The 16836-nt window shown below is 70.0% G+C and carries 15 protein-coding genes; 2 read left to right on the forward strand and 13 right to left on the reverse strand.

The features are described 5' to 3' along the window. Positions 1–21 precede the first annotated feature (21 nt). Positions 22–594, forward strand: a complete 573-nt coding sequence (locus D6689_11435; protein ID RMH41292.1) for a hypothetical protein — start codon at positions 22–24, stop codon at positions 592–594. Between the two features lie 14 nt (positions 595–608). Here the strand turns inward: D6689_11435 and D6689_11440 are convergent, their stop codons facing one another. From D6689_11440 to D6689_11485, 10 genes are all read right to left on the reverse strand, one after another. Then, positions 609–1049, reverse strand: a complete 441-nt coding sequence (locus tag D6689_11440; GenBank protein RMH41293.1) for a F0F1 ATP synthase subunit epsilon — start codon at positions 1047–1049, stop codon at positions 609–611. 3 nt (positions 1050–1052) lie between these two features. After that, positions 1053–2498 (reverse strand): F0F1 ATP synthase subunit beta, encoded by a 1446-nt coding sequence (gene atpD, locus D6689_11445; protein ID RMH41294.1) that lies wholly within the window; start codon positions 2496–2498, stop codon positions 1053–1055. Positions 2499–2506: 8 nt separating this feature from the next. Then, positions 2507–3376: an ATP synthase F1 subunit gamma gene (gene atpG / locus D6689_11450; protein ID RMH41295.1), complete on the reverse strand. Its 870-nt coding sequence runs from the start codon at positions 3374–3376 to the stop codon at positions 2507–2509. 6 nt (positions 3377–3382) lie between these two features. After that, a complete protein-coding gene (locus D6689_11455; protein ID RMH41296.1) occupies positions 3383–4915 on the reverse strand; it encodes a F0F1 ATP synthase subunit alpha in 1533 nt (510 codons plus the stop codon). A gap of 33 nt (positions 4916–4948) precedes the next feature. Then, the gene (locus D6689_11460) at positions 4949–5488 is read right to left on the reverse strand and encodes a F0F1 ATP synthase subunit delta (GenBank protein RMH41297.1); all 540 of its coding nucleotides are present in this window, start codon (positions 5486–5488) and stop codon (positions 4949–4951) included. Next, on the reverse strand, positions 5485–6162 hold the full coding sequence (locus tag D6689_11465; GenBank protein RMH41298.1) for a hypothetical protein: 678 nt from the start codon (positions 6160–6162) through the stop codon (positions 5485–5487). Before D6689_11465 ends, D6689_11460 begins: the two co-directional genes overlap by 4 nt. Next, entirely contained in the window at positions 6162–6638 is a 477-nt protein-coding gene (locus D6689_11470) for a hypothetical protein (GenBank protein RMH41299.1), read from the reverse strand. Before D6689_11470 ends, D6689_11465 begins: the two co-directional genes overlap by 1 nt. 292 nt (positions 6639–6930) lie before the next feature. Further along, a complete protein-coding gene (locus D6689_11475; GenBank protein RMH41300.1) occupies positions 6931–7353 on the reverse strand; it encodes a polymer-forming cytoskeletal protein in 423 nt (140 codons plus the stop codon). A 32-nt stretch (positions 7354–7385) separates the two neighbouring features. Further along, positions 7386–9764 (reverse strand): PEGA domain-containing protein, encoded by a 2379-nt coding sequence (locus D6689_11480; GenBank protein RMH41301.1) that lies wholly within the window; start codon positions 9762–9764, stop codon positions 7386–7388. A gap of 91 nt (positions 9765–9855) precedes the next feature. Next, on the reverse strand, positions 9856–10833 hold the full coding sequence (locus D6689_11485) for a hypothetical protein (protein ID RMH41302.1): 978 nt from the start codon (positions 10831–10833) through the stop codon (positions 9856–9858). Between the two features lie 111 nt (positions 10834–10944). Here D6689_11485 and D6689_11490 point away from each other — a divergent pair, with 111 nt between their 5' ends. Further along, complete coding sequence (locus tag D6689_11490; GenBank protein ID RMH41303.1) at positions 10945–11349, forward strand: response regulator; 405 nt, start codon at positions 10945–10947, stop codon at positions 11347–11349. Between the two features lie 148 nt (positions 11350–11497). On the opposite strand, the gene D6689_11495 is transcribed toward D6689_11490, so the two are convergent. The 3 genes from D6689_11495 to D6689_11505 all read right to left on the reverse strand — a co-directional run. Continuing rightward, on the reverse strand, positions 11498–13993 hold the full coding sequence (locus D6689_11495; protein ID RMH41304.1) for a hypothetical protein: 2496 nt from the start codon (positions 13991–13993) through the stop codon (positions 11498–11500). Positions 13994–14002: 9 nt separating this feature from the next. Further along, positions 14003–15958, reverse strand: a complete 1956-nt coding sequence (locus D6689_11500) for a hypothetical protein (protein RMH41305.1) — start codon at positions 15956–15958, stop codon at positions 14003–14005. Between the two features lie 39 nt (positions 15959–15997). After that, positions 15998–16836 (reverse strand): hypothetical protein (locus tag D6689_11505; GenBank protein ID RMH41306.1); only part of this gene is annotated, 839 nt, incomplete at its 5' end.

Raw genomic sequence — 16836 nt, forward strand, 5'->3', positions numbered from 1 at the left:
CGCAAATGATAGGGTCGCGGCGTGAGCGGACGCTCGCTGACCGGGCACGCGGAGTGGATGGTCGTGGGACTGGCGATCGCAGCGACCGGAACGGCGTGTGCGCAGACCGGGGCCGTCTACTACGTCGCCGAGGGCGCTCGCGTCACCGACCTGACGCGCATCCGAGACTGCGACCGGCGCGTGGAGACCGGGCCGATCCGGTTTCGCGATCCCGCTGCCAGCAGCACGTTTCACGCGGTCGCGGCCGGCGACGTCACCCTGAAGTGCGCAACCGGGCGCGTGACCGTGCGCGTGCGGCCGATTCATCGCCTCGAAATCGAGGGCCCCGCCGAGCTGGCGCCGCAATCCGTCGCCGTGTTGGCGGTGCGCGCCTACGACCGCGACGGGCACGACTTGCTGCTCGGGGACTCACCGACCTGGTCCGTCGAGGGCGGCGACGTGGTGGGCCGCTGCAACCACATGCTGGGCCGCTGCCCGAGCGCCGCGAGCGTCCGCGTGCGGAGCCCCGCGAGCGGTGCCGTGGAGGTGACCGTCCAGGTCGCGGGAGCCACCGCCCGGCGGCGCATTCCGGTCGAATCGTCGCCGCTGCGGTGACCCGCCGCGCCGCCTCACGCGCGCGAGGCGGCGTCGAGCTGCGCGAGCGCCCACGCGCGCCGCGCGTCGAGGTTCTGCCACGTGGCGCCCACGGCAACCTCGACCTGCTTGAGCTCCGCCTCGACTGCGGCCAACTCGGCGCGCGCCGCGTCGGGGTCGATCTCGCCGGCCTCGGCGACCTGCTCGACCAGAACTTCCACGTGGCCGTGTGCCCCGACTTCGAGCAACCCGGGACCGTGCGCCCACACATGGCGTCCGGACGCCGTCTCCAAGACGAGCACCCCGGTGCGCAGCAGTGCCAGGTACGGAATGTGCCCCGGCAGGATCTGCACCTCGCCGTTGGCGCCCGCCGCGGTGATCGACGTGACGTCCTGCCGCGCCACCTCGCGTCGCGGCGTGACGACGACGACGCGCATCTGGCCCGGAATCGCGAGTGCCGTGTCGTGGGACGCCATCGGCTAGGCCGCCTTCTTGAGTTCCTCGGCCTTCTCGAGCACCGAGTCGATGCCCGAACGCATGTAGAACGCCTGCTCGGGGATGTCGTCGTGCTTGCCGGCGAGGATCTCTTCGAACGCCTGCAGCGTATCGGCGATCTCGACGTAGACGCCCGGCGTGCCGGTGAACTGCTCGGCGACGTGGAACGGCTGCGACAAAAAGCGCGCGATCTTGCGGGCGCGCGCAACGATCATCTTGTCCTCTTCGGACAGTTCGTCCATGCCGAGGATGGCGATGATGTCCTGCAGGTCCTTGTACCGCTGAAGGACGCCCTGCACCTCGCGCGCGAGCTGGTAGTGCCGGAGCCCGACCACGTCTGGCGCGAGAATCGTCGACGTCGAGTCGAGCGGATCCACCGCCGGGTAGATCCCCAGCTCGGCGATCTGGCGCGACAACACGGTGGTGGCGTCGAGGTGGGCGAACGCGGTCGCCGGCGCCGGGTCGGTGAGGTCGTCGGCCGGGACGTAGATCGCCTGCACCGACGTGATCGACCCCTCCTTGGTGGAGGTGATGCGCTCCTGCAGCTCGCCCATCTCGGTCGCCAGCGTCGGCTGGTAGCCGACGGCGCTCGGGATGCGGCCGAGCAGTGCCGACACCTCCGAACCGGCCTGCGTGAACCGGAAGATGTTGTCGATGAACAGCAAAACGTCCTGCTTCTCGACGTCGCGGAAGTGCTCTGCGACCGTCAGCGCGCTCAACGCGACGCGCGCGCGGGCGCCGGGCGGCTCGTTCATCTGCCCGTAGATCAGCGCCGCCTTCGACAACACCGGGCTGCCGTCGGACAGCTTCGACTCCTGCATCTCGACCCACAGGTCGTTGCCCTCGCGCGTGCGCTCGCCGACGCCCGCGAACACGGAGAACCCGCCGTGTTTCTTGGCGACGTTGTTGATCAGCTCCATGATCAACACGGTCTTGCCGACGCCCGCGCCGCCGAACAGGCCGATCTTTCCGCCGCGCCGATAAGGCGCAAGCATGTCGATGACCTTGATGCCCGTCTCGAACGCCTCGACCTTGGTGTCCTGATCGACGAACCGCGGCGGCGGCCGATGGATCGGATCGTACTTCTTCGCGTCGACCGGGCCGCGGCCGTCCACCGGCTTGCCGACGACGTTGAGGATGCGACCGAGCACCTCGCGCCCCACCGGCATCGAGATCGGCGCGTGCGAGTTCTTCACCGGCATACCGCGCACGAGGCCGTCGGTGGTGTCCATCGCGATCGTGCGCACGGTCTTTTCGCCGAGGTGCTGAGCGACCTCGACGACGAGGTTGTCCGGCTCGTCGTCGATCGCCGGGTTCGTGATGAACAAAGCGGTGCCGATCTCGGGCAGCTCGGCGGTCTCGAACGCGACGTCGACCACCGGACCGATGACCTGCGTGATCTTGCCGAGGGACTGTGCGGTAGTTGCCATGACTGCGTCTATCCTTTGAGGGCTTCGGCGCCGCCGATGATCTCGAGCAGCTCCTTGGTGATGGCTGCCTGGCGGGCGCGGTTGTACTGGAGCGTGAGCTTGCCGATCATTTCGGTCGCGTTGCGCGTGGCGCTGTCCATCGCCGACATCCGCGCACCGAGTTCGGATGCGACCGACTCGAGGAGCGACCGGTAAATCTCGACTTGCACGTACAGCGGCATCACGTGCGCGAGCAGTTCGTCCTTGCTCGGCTCGTAGATGAAATCCGTCGGCGGCGCGTCGTCCGGTAGCGGCCGCGGCACGACCGGCAACAATTGCTCGACGACGACGCGCTGCGAGATCGCCGACTTGAACTCGTTGTAGACGAGAAACACCCGGTCGGTCTCGTTGGTTTCGTACAGTTCGATGAACCGGTTGGCCAGCTCGCGGCTGGCCTCGAGCGCCGACTGCGGAGTGGGCGCGTGCTCGAACCCGACGAGGCGGTAGTCGCGCCGCTTGAAGTACTCGTTGCCCTTGCGGCCGATCGCGTACAGCGACACGTCCTCGTACGGGCCGGACTCCTCGCGAACCCACTGCTCCACGCGCCGGCACACGTTCGCGTTGAACGCGCCCGCGAGCCCGCGGTCCGACGTGAGCACCACGAGGTGTGCCCGTTTGCCGCCGTCGCGCGGATCGAGCAGGGGATGCGCCGCGCGGTCCGTGCGCTCGGCGAGGTCGCCGATGACGTTCATGAGTTCGACCGCATAAGGCCGCGCCGCGACGATCGCATCCTGCGCGCGCCGCAACTTCGCGGCGGCGACGAGCTTCATCGCGCGGGTGATTTTTTGGGTGTTCTTGACCGACCCGATGCGCTTGCGAATGGCCTTGAGCGACGGCACGGCGACTTAGTCCTTGCTGTCGACGGAGAACTGCTTGGCGAACTCGGTGAGCGCGTCGCGCAGCTTCTTGTCCATGGCATCGTCGAGCACGCCGGTCGACCGCAGCGTGTCGAGAAGGTCCTTCTTGCTACTGCGCATGAACTCGAGCATCTCCCGCTCGTAGCGGCCCAGCACGCTCACCGGATAATCGTCGACGAACCCGTTGGTGCCCGCGAACAGCACGACGACCTGCTCCTCCATCGCCAGCGGCGAGTACTGCGCCTGCTTCAGCAGCTCGGTCATGCGCTCGCCGCGGGCCAGCTGCGCCTGGGTCGCCTTGTCCAAGTCGGAGCCGAACTGGGCGAACGCGGCCATCTCGCGGTACTGCGCCAGCTCCAGCCGCAGCTTGCCGGCGACCTTCTTCATCGCCTTGGTCTGCGCCGCGCCGCCGACGCGGGACACCGACAGGCCGACGTTCACCGCGGGGCGGATGCCGGAGTAGAACAGGTCGGTTTCGAGGTAGATCTGGCCGTCGGTAATCGAGATGACGTTCGTGGGAATGTACGCCGACACGTCGCCCGCCTGGGTCTCGATGATCGGCAATGCGGTGAGGCTGCCGGCTCCGAGGTCGTCGCTGAGCTTCGCGGCGCGCTCGAGCAGCCGGCTGTGCAGGTAGAACACGTCGCCCGGGTACGCCTCGCGCCCCGGCGGCCGCCGCAACAGCAGCGACATCTGCCGGTACGCCACCGCCTGCTTGGACAGATCGTCGTACACGATCAGCGCGTGGCGGCCGCTGTCGCGGTAGTACTCGGCCATCGTCACGCCCGCGTACGGTGCGATGAACTGCAGCGGCGCCGGCTCGGAGGCGGTCGCCGCGACCACCGTCGTGTACTCCATCGCGCCGGCCTTCTTGAGCCGGTCGACGACGGCGGCGACGGTGGACTGCTTCTGGCCGATCGCGACGTAGAAGCAGTGGACGTTCTGCCCCTTCTGATTGAGGATGGTGTCGATCGCGACCGCGGTCTTGCCGGTCTGCCGGTCGCCGATGATCAGCTCGCGCTGGCCGCGACCGATCGGAATCATCGAGTCGATCGCCTTGAGCCCGGTCTGCAACGGCTCGTGGACCGACTTGCGCGCCACGATCCCGGGCGCCTTGATCTCGACTTTGCGGTACTCGTTCGTCTCGATCGGCTTGCCGCCGTCGATCGGCTCGCCGATCGCGTTGACGACGCGGCCGAGCAGCGCATCGCCGACCGGCACCTGGACGATCTTGCCGGTGCGCCGCACCTTGTCGCCCTCGCGGATGGCCTCGAAGTGGCCGAGCAGCGCGACGCCGACGTTGTCCTCCTCGAGGTTGAGGACCATGCCGGCGACCTTCTGGCCGCCGCTGCCCTCGAACTCGAGCAGCTCGCCGGCCATCGCCGACCGCAGGCCGTACACGCGGGCGATGCCGTCACCGCTCGTGAGCACGGTGCCCGTCTCGGAGACTTCGACCTTCTTGTCGTAGTTCTCGATCTCGCTGCGAATGATGTCGCTGATTTCTTCGGCTCGAATCTGCATGGTGTGTGGCTTTCCGAGTTGCTTCCCGCCGCGTTATTTCACGAGGGCTTGGCGCATCCGGTCGAGCTGCGTGCGCAGGCTGCCGTCGTAGCGCGTGTCCCCGAGCTGGGCGACGACGCCGCCGAGCAGGGATGGATCGACCTGTTTGGTCATGTGGACCGTCTTGCCGCTGGCCTTCTCGAGCGCGGCCCGCAGTCGTTGTTCCACGTCGGCCGGCAGCGGCACGGCGGTGGCCACGACCGCGCGCACGCGGCCTGCCTTGTCGTCGATCATCGCGGCCAGCTCGCGCGCGATGTCCGGCAGCGCCGCGATCCGCTCGCGGTCGATGAGCAGCAGGCAGAAATTACGCGTGGTGCGCGACGCGCCGAGGCGCTCGAGCACCTTTTCCAGCACCGCGCGGCGCTGCGCGCGAGAGAACACCGGAGCGGTGAGCGCGTCGCGCAACGTGTCCGACGCGCGCATCGCGTCGGCGACGGCGGCGATCTCGCGGCCGAGGCGCTCGTACGAGCCGTCCTCGACGCCGATGGCAAACACGGCGCGCGCGTAGCGGCGGGCCAGGCTTCCAGCGATCATCGGGGACCTCCGATCTCGGACGGGGCGGCCGCCGCGGCGCGCGCCGACACCGACGCGACGAACTCGTCCGCCAGGCGCCGTTGATCGGCGTCGGTCGCCTTGTCCGCGAGCAGCTTCGCGGCGGCGGCGACGGCCGCGTCCACGACCTCGCGCTCGAGCGCGCGCCGGCTGCGCTCGATCTCGGCGGCAATCCGGTCCTTCGCCTCGCGCTCGAGAGCGGCCGCCTGCCGCTCCGCCTCGGCGAGGATACGCGCCTTCTCCTCCTCCGCCTGCTTGCGGATCTGCTCGACGAGCTGTTTGACCTCCGCGTCGACGTTGGCGATCTTGCGCGTGTACTCGGCCAGCTTGCGCTCGGCCTCCTCGCGCAGCCGGCGCCCCTCTTCGAGAGCCAGCCGGATTTCGTCGTGCCGCGCGCGGACGTAGCGGCGCATCGGGCCGATCGCGATCTTGTTCAAGATGGCCAGGAACACGGCGAAGTTGAGCAGGCCGATGAGCATCGGCGGCCCGCCCTCGCCCTTGCCGGGATAAAACTTGATCCAGTTGATGTGGGGCGCGTGGCCGGCCGCGGCATCGGCGCCGTGATGGGCCGCCGCTTCGCCGCCCGACGCCGCCGCGACCGCCGCCACCGCGAGCACCGCGACCGCCGCCGCGGCGCCGAGCCATCGCCGGCGCATCACGCGACCTCCCGGCCGAGGAGCCTGGCTGCGATCGCGCGGGCGATCTCGTCGGCGCGCGGGGCCAGCTGGGCGCGCGCCGCCTCCGTCTCGCGCGCGATCGTCGCCGCCGCCTCCGCCTGCGCCGCCAGCGCGCGTTCGCGCGTCCGCTCGAGCACCTCGCGCTGGTGCGCGGCCGCCTCGGCGCGCAGCTTGCGGCGCTCCTCCTCGGCGCGCGCACGCGCCTGCGCCAGCTTCGTCTCGTAGTCGGCCAGCTGCGCGTCCGCCTGCGCGCTCATTCGCTCCGCCTCGGCGCGCGCGCCCTCGATCCCGGCGATGCGCTCGTCGCGCACCGCGAGGTACGGGCGAAACAACAGCCGCGTCGCGACCAGCGCCGTGAGGGCGAACAGCACGAGCTGGACGGCGACCGTCAGATCCAGGTCGATCAGGGGGTGGCCACCGCCCGAAGCGGCAGCGAGCCAAACGCTCGACGACATTCAGAAAACCTCGGGAAACGAGTACCTTGGGCGTGACGCGGAAAGGTCGGCCGCTGTTACCACCGGGCGCCGCGCCGTGTCAACCGCAGATGGGATGCCGTGCGCACCCGCGCCGCTTCGGGCGCGGCCGGGACGGCGCGCGCGCGCTCGGGGGCGCCGTCCGGCTGGACGTGGCGCGCGCGGCCCGGCCGAAACGAGGCGCGCGGTCCGGGACGGGGCGCGCGGTCCGCGCGCGCCGCGGTGCGCCGCGCCCGCGCAAGCGGCGGCCGCGGCGCGCCCCACCCGGCGGGGCCTATTTGACCGGCTTGGGGGCGTCGGCGGCCGGCGCCTTCGGCGTCGGCGGCGCCGGCTTGGCTCCGCCCGCGACGCCCTCCATGAACGAACGCCCCTCGAAGATGACGCCCTTGTCGATCTGGAGCATGGGGGTCGTCAGGTCGCCCTTGACCCGGCCCGGCGCGTGGATCTCGATGCCGCGCTTGGCCCGGATGTTCCCGATGACCGTCCCCTGGATGATGATCTCGCCGACGTCGATCTCGGCCTGGACGAGGGCGCCCTCGCCGACGACCAGCACGTCGTCCGAGAACACCTCGCCCGACAGTTTTCCGTCGATGCGGACCGTGCCCTCGAACGTGAGCTTGCCCTCGAACTCGCTGCCGCGACCCAGCAGCGTGTTGATCTCTCCGACTACCGCCTTCTTCGGTGCAGGTTCGGCCATGGGTACCCCCTGAGCCGCGCCAGCCTACCACCTCACCGGCGCAGGGTGAACTGCTGGCGTTGCTCCGTGCGCTCGGACCAGTCGAGCCGGCGGCGTTCGGGGCGGTACCCCGGACGGCGCAGTTCGATCGTCTCGGCCGCGCTGGGGTCGAGATCCGACAGCGTCAGCGGCGTGCGGCCCACCGAGCGCCCGTTGAGGAACACCTCGGCGTCCGGCGGCGTGCTCTCGACGTGGAGGGTCACGAGCACCGGCTTGAGCGCGGCGATCACGGTCACGCGGCCGCCCTCGACCGGGATCTCCTCGTCGCGCTGCCAGCGGCGGAACCCGGGCCGCTCGACCTCGATGCGATAGCGAGTCCCCGGATGGACGCCGCCGACGACCAGCGGCGTCACGCCCGGCTGCCGCGCGCCGTTGACGGTGACGGTCGCGCCCTCCGGGATCGATACGACCTCGATCGCGGCGGACGGCGGCGCCGTGCCGCCGTCGAGCGCGACGACGCCGATGCCGACGCCGGCGGCCACGCAGGCGGCCGCGAGCGCAGCGCGCCACACCCAGCGCGGCAGGCGGGCCGGCCGGCCCACCCGGAACGCATCGGGCAGCGCGTCGGCGTCGAGCGCGCGCACCCGCGCCGTCGCCCCCGCGCCGGGCGGCGGAGAGAAAGCGGGGGGGATCCCCGGAGCGCCGCCGCCGGCGAGCGGCGGCACCGCGGCCGAGGCGATCGCCGGCGCGGCCGCGGCTGCCGGTGCCCCCGGGGCGTGCTGCGCCCCGGTCTGTCGGCCCCGCCGCAGAGCCGCCGGAAGCGCGTCCACCGTCGGCTGCTCGTCGGGGGCGAACGCGCCCGGCTCGCGCGTCTGCGTCGGGCCGGCGGCGATCGCCTCCTCGATGAGCGCCGCGATCGGCGTGCGATCGCCCGCCGCCGGCACGCCCTCCGCGGGGGTGCGGCGCGACTGCCGGGGCCGGCGCACCGCGCTCACCGCCGGACGCGGCACGCGCGCGTCGAGCGCGGCGGTCGGCGGCGCGGGGGCGCGCGGAATCGGCCGCAGCGGCAAGCGCGACGGGTGGCGAACGGTCTCGGCCTCCAGCGGGTCGTCGCCGCCGGCCGCGCCCGCCGGCGCGCGCGCGACGGTCACCTCGTCGTCGTAGGCCGGCGCGGCCGGCGTGCGCACTCCGGTGGTGCCGTCGTCCTCGTCGTCGACCACCGTATCCGCCGCGCCGGCCACCCCCGCGAACGCCGGCGGCCCGTCGTCGATGATCGTCCGGTCGTCGTCGAAGTCGGATGCGTCGACCTCGCGCGTCGTGGACCGCGGCGACCGCCCGCCGCCGTCCGCTCCGGCCATGTGGCGCGCCATGTCCTGCACGCGAAAGATGACGCTGTTTTCGTCGGTGAACTCGTCGCGCGAGCGGACGAGATCGGACTGATCGAGCCGGCGCGTGATATGCGCCGCGCTGCGCGCCTGCGGCGACGGTTCCTCGACCGGCGGCGGCGTGAGGCCGTCGCCCAGCACGTCGGCCATGAACTTGGCCAGCTTGCTGGCCGAGAACACCGGCGAGTACACGTGGAGGAAGCGCTCGAGGTCCGTCGCCAGTTCGGCCGCCGACCGGTATCGGTCGTCCGGGTTCTTTTGCAGGCAATGCATGACGATCCGCTCGAGCTGCGGCGGGATGTCGCGCCGCAGGGTCGTCGGCGGAGCGATGTCGGCTCGGCGTACCATCGCGAGCAGCTGGTTCATGTCCTCCTCGAGGTACAGCATCCGGCCGGTGAGCATCTCGTACAGCAAGATGCCGGTGCTGAAGATGTCGCTGCGATGGTCGACCGTGTCGCCCCACGCCTGCTCGGGCGACATGTAGTAGTACTTGCCCTTGATGACGCCGACCGCCGTCTGGCGGGCGCGCATGGTCGCCTTTGCGATGCCGAAGTCGACGAGCTTGACTTCGCCCGCGTGCGACAGCAGCACATTCTGCGGCGATACGTCGCGGTGGACGATGCCGAGCGGCCGGCCGTTGTGGTCGCGTTTGCGATGCGCGTAGTCGAGCCCGGTGGCAACCTCTTTGGCGATGAACGCGGCGACGTCCATCGGCATGTCGATGTCGCGCTCGGCAGCGCGCCGCAGCAGTTGGTACAGATCGCAGCCGTCGACATACTCGAGCGTGATGTAGTAGGTGTCGCCGACGCGGCCGAGGTCGAACGTCTGCGCGATGTTGACGTGCTGCAGCTGAACCGTGATCTTCGCCTCGTCGATGAGCATCTGGATGAACTGCTCGTCCTGCGAGAAGTTCGGATGGATCATCTTGAGCGCGACGTACTTTTCGAACCCGGCAATCCCGCCGGTCTTCGCGAGATGGATCTCGGCCATGCCGCCGACGGCGATCTGGTGCACGAGGCGATACGGCCCGAACGGACGCTCGGCCATCTAGCGGTGATCTTAGAACGAATCGCCGACCGGGCCCAACGCGTGGCCGGCCGCGTGCGCGCGGCGTCGGCTGCCGCGACGAGCGCGCGGTTCAGCCGCCGCGTCTGGCCAGCGGGTTCGTCTCGGGCGTCGGCCCGTCGCGGAGCATCTCAGCCTGCCCGGGGTGTACGAACACGCCGACGAGCCGCAGCGGCACCTTCTTGCCGCGGTCGAACGTGCAGACGACCTCCGTCGCGATGTTGTATGCCACGTTGACGATGTAGCTCGCCGCCGCGTTCGCCACCAGGTAGAGCCCGAGACCGGCGCCGTAGGTCTTGCGGTCGATCTGCTGCGACGAGTGCAGGCATTTGTTGATGTACGCGAGGATCGTGTTCTTCGCGAGGCGGCCGAACCGATCGCGCACCGCGACGGCGAACTGCGTGTCCGTCGCCGCGTACCGGATCGACACGGGCCGAGGCGAACGCGTGGCGGTGCGGTCGTGCGGATCGATGTCGGCGAACACCTGGTTGCCGAACTCGTCGACGGGCGCGTCGTACAGCGCGTTCATCAACAGTTCTTCGCACACCTGGCCGATCGCGCTGCGCACCTGCCGGCGCATCTTCGTCTGCTCGGCGAATTCGAGGATGCGATCGATCGCCTGCCCGCGGCCCTGGAAGTCGCGCAATCGGATGTAGTTGACCGGCGTTCCCTCGGGCAGGTACTTCTCGATGCCGAAGATATCGCCGGTGAGCAGCTTCTGCGCGGTCACGAACACGCCGCGGTCGAGTTCGTCGCCGACGATGACGTGGTTGACGCGGTGGTCCGCGAGGATGCGCGTCAGTTCGTTGAGCCGCCCATCCTTGAGAATGCACGCGACGTGGGCCTTGTCGCGCAGCCGCGGAATCGCCCGCTCGAGCGACTCGAGATCGTCGAGCCCGTAGAAGATGTAGCGGTGCGGGATGATCTCGTTTTCGACCGCGTCGGCGCTGCGGACGGCGTCAACCTCGGCTCCCGCGCGTTCGAGATTGGCCACGATGCGGCGGAGCTGGTCGAGGTCTTGTGAGATCGCGAGGACGCGGCGGCGGGACAAAACTCTCCTGAGGCCCTGGGGCGAGATTCGCCGGAAGCGACGCCATTCTAGCGAAATTCCGCAGGATTCAAAAGATTGCAACGTCGTCGAAATTGCGCACAATGGGCCACGATGGCGTCGTCGGCCAAACCCAAGGTGCTGGTCGTGGACGACGAGCCGGACATGCTCGACTTCCTGGAGCGCGTCCTGCGGCGCCGGTTCGACGTCTACCGCACCGGCAACGCGCAACAGGCGCTCGCCTGGCTAGAGGCCGGCGACTTCGCCGTCCTGGTCACCGACCAGAAGATGCCGCGGCTCACCGGGCTCGACCTCCTCGATCGCATTGGCGATCGCTACCCGAAGTTGGTGAAGATTTTGATCAGCGGCTTCACCGACGTGCCGGACATCGAGCGGGCCGCCGCCCAGGGGCGCATCCACAACTACGTGCTCAAGCCCGTGGACGGCGAACGCCTGCTCGAAGCGATCGACGAGGCGTATGCCGCGCGCGATCGGCGGGCGCCGGCACCCGCCGACTAGGGGCCGTCGCGCACGGCCACGGGCCGCGGTGGCGATCCGCGGGCGATCCTCGGCGTACGTCCTCGCGCCCTGCGTTTCCGTATGTGGATACGCGCCGTCGCGCGCCGCGGGGGTGCGCCGCACCTCGCCTCGTATCTCACAACCTCGATCAGTACGTGTAGTTGAGGCCCGCGACGAAGCGGAAGTCCGGCCGCGGGTTGGGGAGGAACTCGAACCGCGGACCGAAGTCGCCGAAGCCGTCGGGGTAGTAGTGGCGCGTGTTGAAGGCGTTGTACGCGAACGCCCGCGCGCGCAGCCGGTCGACGCCGAACGCGTCGTACCAGGTCAGGCCCGCCAGCAGCTCGGCGCCCGGCGGCAGCCGGTCGGCGACCAACTCGTACGGCTGCACGACGATCGAATTTTCGTCGGGCAGCGTGCCCGGCGCCGGATCGCGGTCGAGCTGCCGGTACTCGATGATCCGGTTGAAGTCCTCCATCGCGCCGTACACGCGCAACGTCGTCGTCGCCTGCAGGCGATCCGGGATCAGGTTGTATACGCCGCCGATGTTGAACCAGTTTTCGGGATTGGCGCGGAACCTCCCGCGGTCGGCCGAGTTGACGCGCAGCCACGTGTACGCGAGTTCCACGCGGTGTCCGCCGCGCAGGTAGACCTTGCCGAGGAACTCGACGGAGTGGATGCCGCGGTCGGCCGCGTTGTCGTAGGCGCCGCCGGCAATCTGGATGAGGTTGTGCAGGCGCGTGTAGCTGTAGTCGGCGCGGAAGTTGACCTCGCGCAGACTCCGCTTGCCGCGAAACAGGCGCGCGTTCAGCTCGCCCTGAATCGCCTGGCTGTTTTCGACGTCGATGTCGGGCCTGCCCTGAATCTGGATCGCGGCGCCGTTCGAGTCGGTGTTGATGAACACCGGCGGCCGGAAGCCCTCGGTGTAGTTGAGCTTGGCGTGCCAGTCTTTCGCCAGCTCGACGACGGCCGCCCCGGAGAAGATGAGCTGCGTCGGATAGCTCCGGGTCGACAGGGCGTCGGGCGCGGCCTGCACGCGGACGCCGCCGTCGAGGATGAACCGCTGGCTCGGCCGCCACTGCGGGTTGAAGTACGCGCCGAGCACCGTGCGGTCCGTCTCGAACAGGAACGTCAACGGGCAATTGGGCACGAACATGGTCTGCCCGGGGTTTTCCGGGTCCGGCTGGCGCGGACACGGTAGCTGGCCGATGCGGGACAGATCGCCCGGGCCGACGATCGACGCTCGGCCGCCCGGCCCCTGGCGCGAGTCGGTGACCGTGCTCGGCATCCACTCGCGGAACGCCTCGGCGCCGTACAGCAGGCGCAGGTTCGCGGGCAGTTCGACGTCGCCGTCGAAGATCGCGCCCGTCCGGTACGACACGCCGTCCCACTTGAAGCTCAGGCCGCCCTCGAGCAGCGCGGTCGGCGCGAGAACCAGCAGCTGGTCGTACGCGCGATGGAACTGGACGCCGTAGGCGCGCACCGTCGCCCCGGCGCGGCCGTCGGCGAACCGCGTGCGGTAGCTCGCCGTGATGAACCGGTCGAACCACGTGTACTGGTTCTTGCGGCCCAGGCGGCCGCGGTCCACGCACCGATCGTCGCCCCGGTAGGCGTCCGGATTGCGGCGATCGGCGTCGAGCCCCGGATCGACGTAGGAGCAGTCGAGTTGGCCGTCGCCGTCGAGGTCCCAGGTGTCCTCCGGCAGATCCTTGACGGACACGACGCCCGGGAAGCCGAGCGGCGTGTAGCGCTCGACGAACAGCGGCGCGCGCACCGACACGTCGAGCGCGCCGACCGACAGCTTGCCGTTGACCTGAAAGAACATCGACCGCGGCGGGTCCGCCGCCGTGAGCGCGCCCCAGACGGCCTGCGAGTTGGGCTGCGGCGTCGGCGTCGAAAACAGGTGCTGCGGCATCTCGAACCGCGGCCCGATATAGGTGTCGAACGAACCGTGCAGCAGCAGCGACGTGTCGTCGCGGCCGAACAGTTCCGGTAGCCCGGCCATCACGTAGCCGCGCATGACGCCGCGGTCGCCCGGTCCGTCGCCGTAGCGGATGTCGGCCTCGACGCCGTCGACGTCGTCGGCGTCCTTGGTGATCACGTTGAGGATGCCCATGTACGAGTTGGCGCCCCACAGCACGCCGCCCGGCCCCGTCACCATCTCGATGCGCTTGACCAGCTCGAGCGGCATGACGCGCCCGACGCTCGCCGTGTTCTCCAGCGGGGAAAACAGCGAGATGCCGTCGTTCATGTACAACATCGACTGCAGCGTGCCGCGGACGATACCGAACGGGAACTGGCCGTGGATTGCGTCGATGCGAAGCCAGCCCGGCACCGTGTCGAACGCGTCGTCGATGCGGCTGAACCCGCGCTCGTAGATGTCCTCCCCGGTGAGGACGGTGACGATGGCCGGCGCCTCCTGCACCGTGGTGACGCCCTTGGCCGCCGACTGGACCACGTTGGCCAGGTCGATCTCCTCGTCCCCCTCCTCGCGGCCGCCCGCGATGTCGAGCATGAGGACCGGCACCTCGATGTCGATCTCCGGTTCGTCCCGATCCGGATCGGCGCCCGGTTGCGCGCCGGCGGGCCGCGCGATCGCCCCCGCGACGAACGCCGCGGCCAGCCACGTCTTGATCGTCGTCGTCATGCGCACTCCCTACCTCTGCTCCGTACGGATGAAGTCGATCCGGGCGTTGCGCGGATCGGTCGGCGGCTGCACGATCGGCAGGCGCGAGCCGAGCCCGGCCGCCTGGAGGCGTCCCGCATCGACGCCCTTGCTCACGAGGTAGTCTCGGACCGCGTTGGCACGCTGCTGCGCCAGTCGCAGATCGCGCGCCTGCTGCTGGCGAACGCGCCGCCGGTTGCGGCTCTTGGTGCCGAGCGGTACGTGCACCTCGATGCGGATCCGCACGTCGCGGTACTCGGGCTGATTGAGCAGCGCCGCGATGTCGTCGAGGATCGCCCGGTCGGCCTTGGTGAGCTTGGCGCTGGTCGCGCCGGAAAACTCGATGCGCGAGCCGCCCAGGTTGATCCGACCGGGATCCATCTGGACGCCGCCGGCGACGATGTCGTCCGGGCAGCCGTCCGTGTCATCGGTACCGTTGACCGTCTCGGGCTCGTTGGGGCACTGGTCCTTCGCATCGGGGATGCCGTCGCCGTCGTTGTCCTCGTCGGGACAGCCGTCGTCGTCCTCGAACTTGTCCATGTCTTCCGGATCGCCCGGGCACCGGTCGGTGACGTCGGGCACGCCGTCGCCGTCGTTGTCGCGCTCGGGACAGCCGTCATCATCCTGGTAGCCGTCGCGGTCCTCCGGCTCGTCGCGGCACTGATCCTCGGCGTCGATCACGCCGTCGCCGTCGTTGTCGAGATCCGGGCAGCCGTCGTCGTCCTGATAGCCGTCGGTGTCCTCGGGCTCGTCGGGACAGATGTCGATCTGATCGGGAACGCCGTCGCCGTCCGCGTCGCCGCGGCCGATCACGCGCGCCCCCTCGGGCGTCGGCTGCCACACGATCGCGGTCATCACCCGAAAGTCGGCGCCGCGGCCGTCGCCGATCAGGCGGTCGGTGCCGCCGGCGACGTGCAAGCTGGTGTCCGCGGTCATGCGAAACTGCGCGCCGGCCAGCGCCATCGCCGCCGGATCGCCGCCCCGCATGTCCGGGTCGAAGAAGTCCTCATCCTTGAGCGCGCCACATTTGCGGCCGTCGACGGTCCGACACCCCTCGAGCGTGAGCGACCGGATCGGGTAGAACGCCGTCAACTCGCCCCCGACCGTCAGTCGCGACGCCAGGGCGAGCTGCACGCCGAGACCGGCCATCGCCTCCGAGCCGACTTCGAGCACGGCGACCGCGTCGTCGGGCGTCTGCAGCGCGGCCGCGTTGTACGCCTCGAGCACGTTGCGATTGCGAATGCGCAGGCCCGCGTTGAACAAAAGCCGGCTCGCCGTGCCGAGTCGCCGTTCGTAGGCCAGCTTGGGCTCGATGACGAAACCGTCGTCGCCGACGAACATCTCCTCGTCGCCGAACGGCAGGCTCAGCGTACCCAGCAACGCGATCTGCATGCGGCGGTTGTCGAACAGCTTGTACTTGAAGCCGACGCGCGCGTCCGTCGGCACCACCTTGCCCTCGTCGACGAACCCGCCGCTCGGGTCGATGTTGCTCACCGGCCGCAGCGAGATGAGTCCGGTCGACGGATCCGCGCCGCTGGTCCGGTACAGACCGCGCTCGCCGTAGCCCTGGTCCGGGTTCGTGCGCAGCATGCCGCCGTCGAACGCGATCGTGAGGCGGTTGGTGATCGCCAGCGCGAGGGTGATGTGAAGCGGCACGGTGAACTTGAGCACCGGATCGGTCGCGGTGTCGTCCGGCGTGTCGCCGATGCCCGGCACGGCGACGTTCAGCGGCGATTGGACGAACCCGATGCCGAACTTGAACGAGAAGTCGTAGCGCGGCAGCGATTGCGCCGCATCCAGCGTCCACAGGCCGAGCGCGTCGACCGACGGCTTGTACAGATCGGCGTCCACCCCGGAGTGCGGACTGCCCGCCGCGGCCGGTCCGGCCGCGCCGAGCGCGACGGCGACCGCCGCCCCGACCGCCGCGGCGGCTTTCGTGGCTGTCATCGCGTCCCCCTCGTGGTCATGCGTCGCGCCCCGCCGCCGTCACTGGCACGCCATCGACAAATCGCCGGCCGCGTGGGTGAACGACTCGCGGAAGAACAACACGCCCGCGATCGACGCGGCCGACTCCGACTGCCACTCGCAGTTGTCACCGATGTCGCCGCCGACGCCGCTCAGGAAGGGGAGGCCGGAGATGTTGACCATCAGCGCCATCCCGTTGGGCCCCGTGCGGTCGAGCGCCGGGTCGACCGTCGAGCGCGAAAGCGGCGCCGTGTCGGAGAAGTAGAAGTCGTCGTCCGGGCGGGTCGTACCGCCGGCCGTGACGGTCACGCCCTCGACCGGCGCGCCGGTGGCGGCGTCGGGGTGGAAGAACACGACGCCGTAGACCCCCTTGTCCACGAAGGTCTTGTCGCTGCCGAACGGCTCGCCCGCGGTCGTGGTCCACATCTGATCGGTGGACGACGCCAGGCTGAACGCGCGAAGGCCCTTGCGCGCCTCGCCGACCTGAACCGGGAACGCGATGCCGGTGAGCCGCCGCGCGTCGGTCGCGCCGGCATCGTCGACCGCGATCGCCATGAACCCGCTGAACGACACCATGACGTTTTTCGCCACGAAGTGGCCGCAGTTGTCGACTGAGATGAAGTCCGCCGGCAGCGGCGGCGTGGCGGTCGGATTGCCCGCGAACGCCAGCGGGTCGTAGACTTGGACCGATAGCGAGCACGGCCCGTCCGCCGTCGGCGACTCGCAGGGGCTGCCGTCCGCGTCCGGATCGCGAATCATCATCCCGGTCTGCACGTCATACAACTGGCCGCACAACGACACCTTGCCGCCGTCCGGCGTCGGACACGCGATCGTCGCGCACCCGCCGCCGCCGATGCCCA

It is taken from the genome of Deltaproteobacteria bacterium (assembly GCA_003696105.1).
Classification (GTDB): Bacteria; Myxococcota_A; Polyangia; order Haliangiales; family J016; genus J016.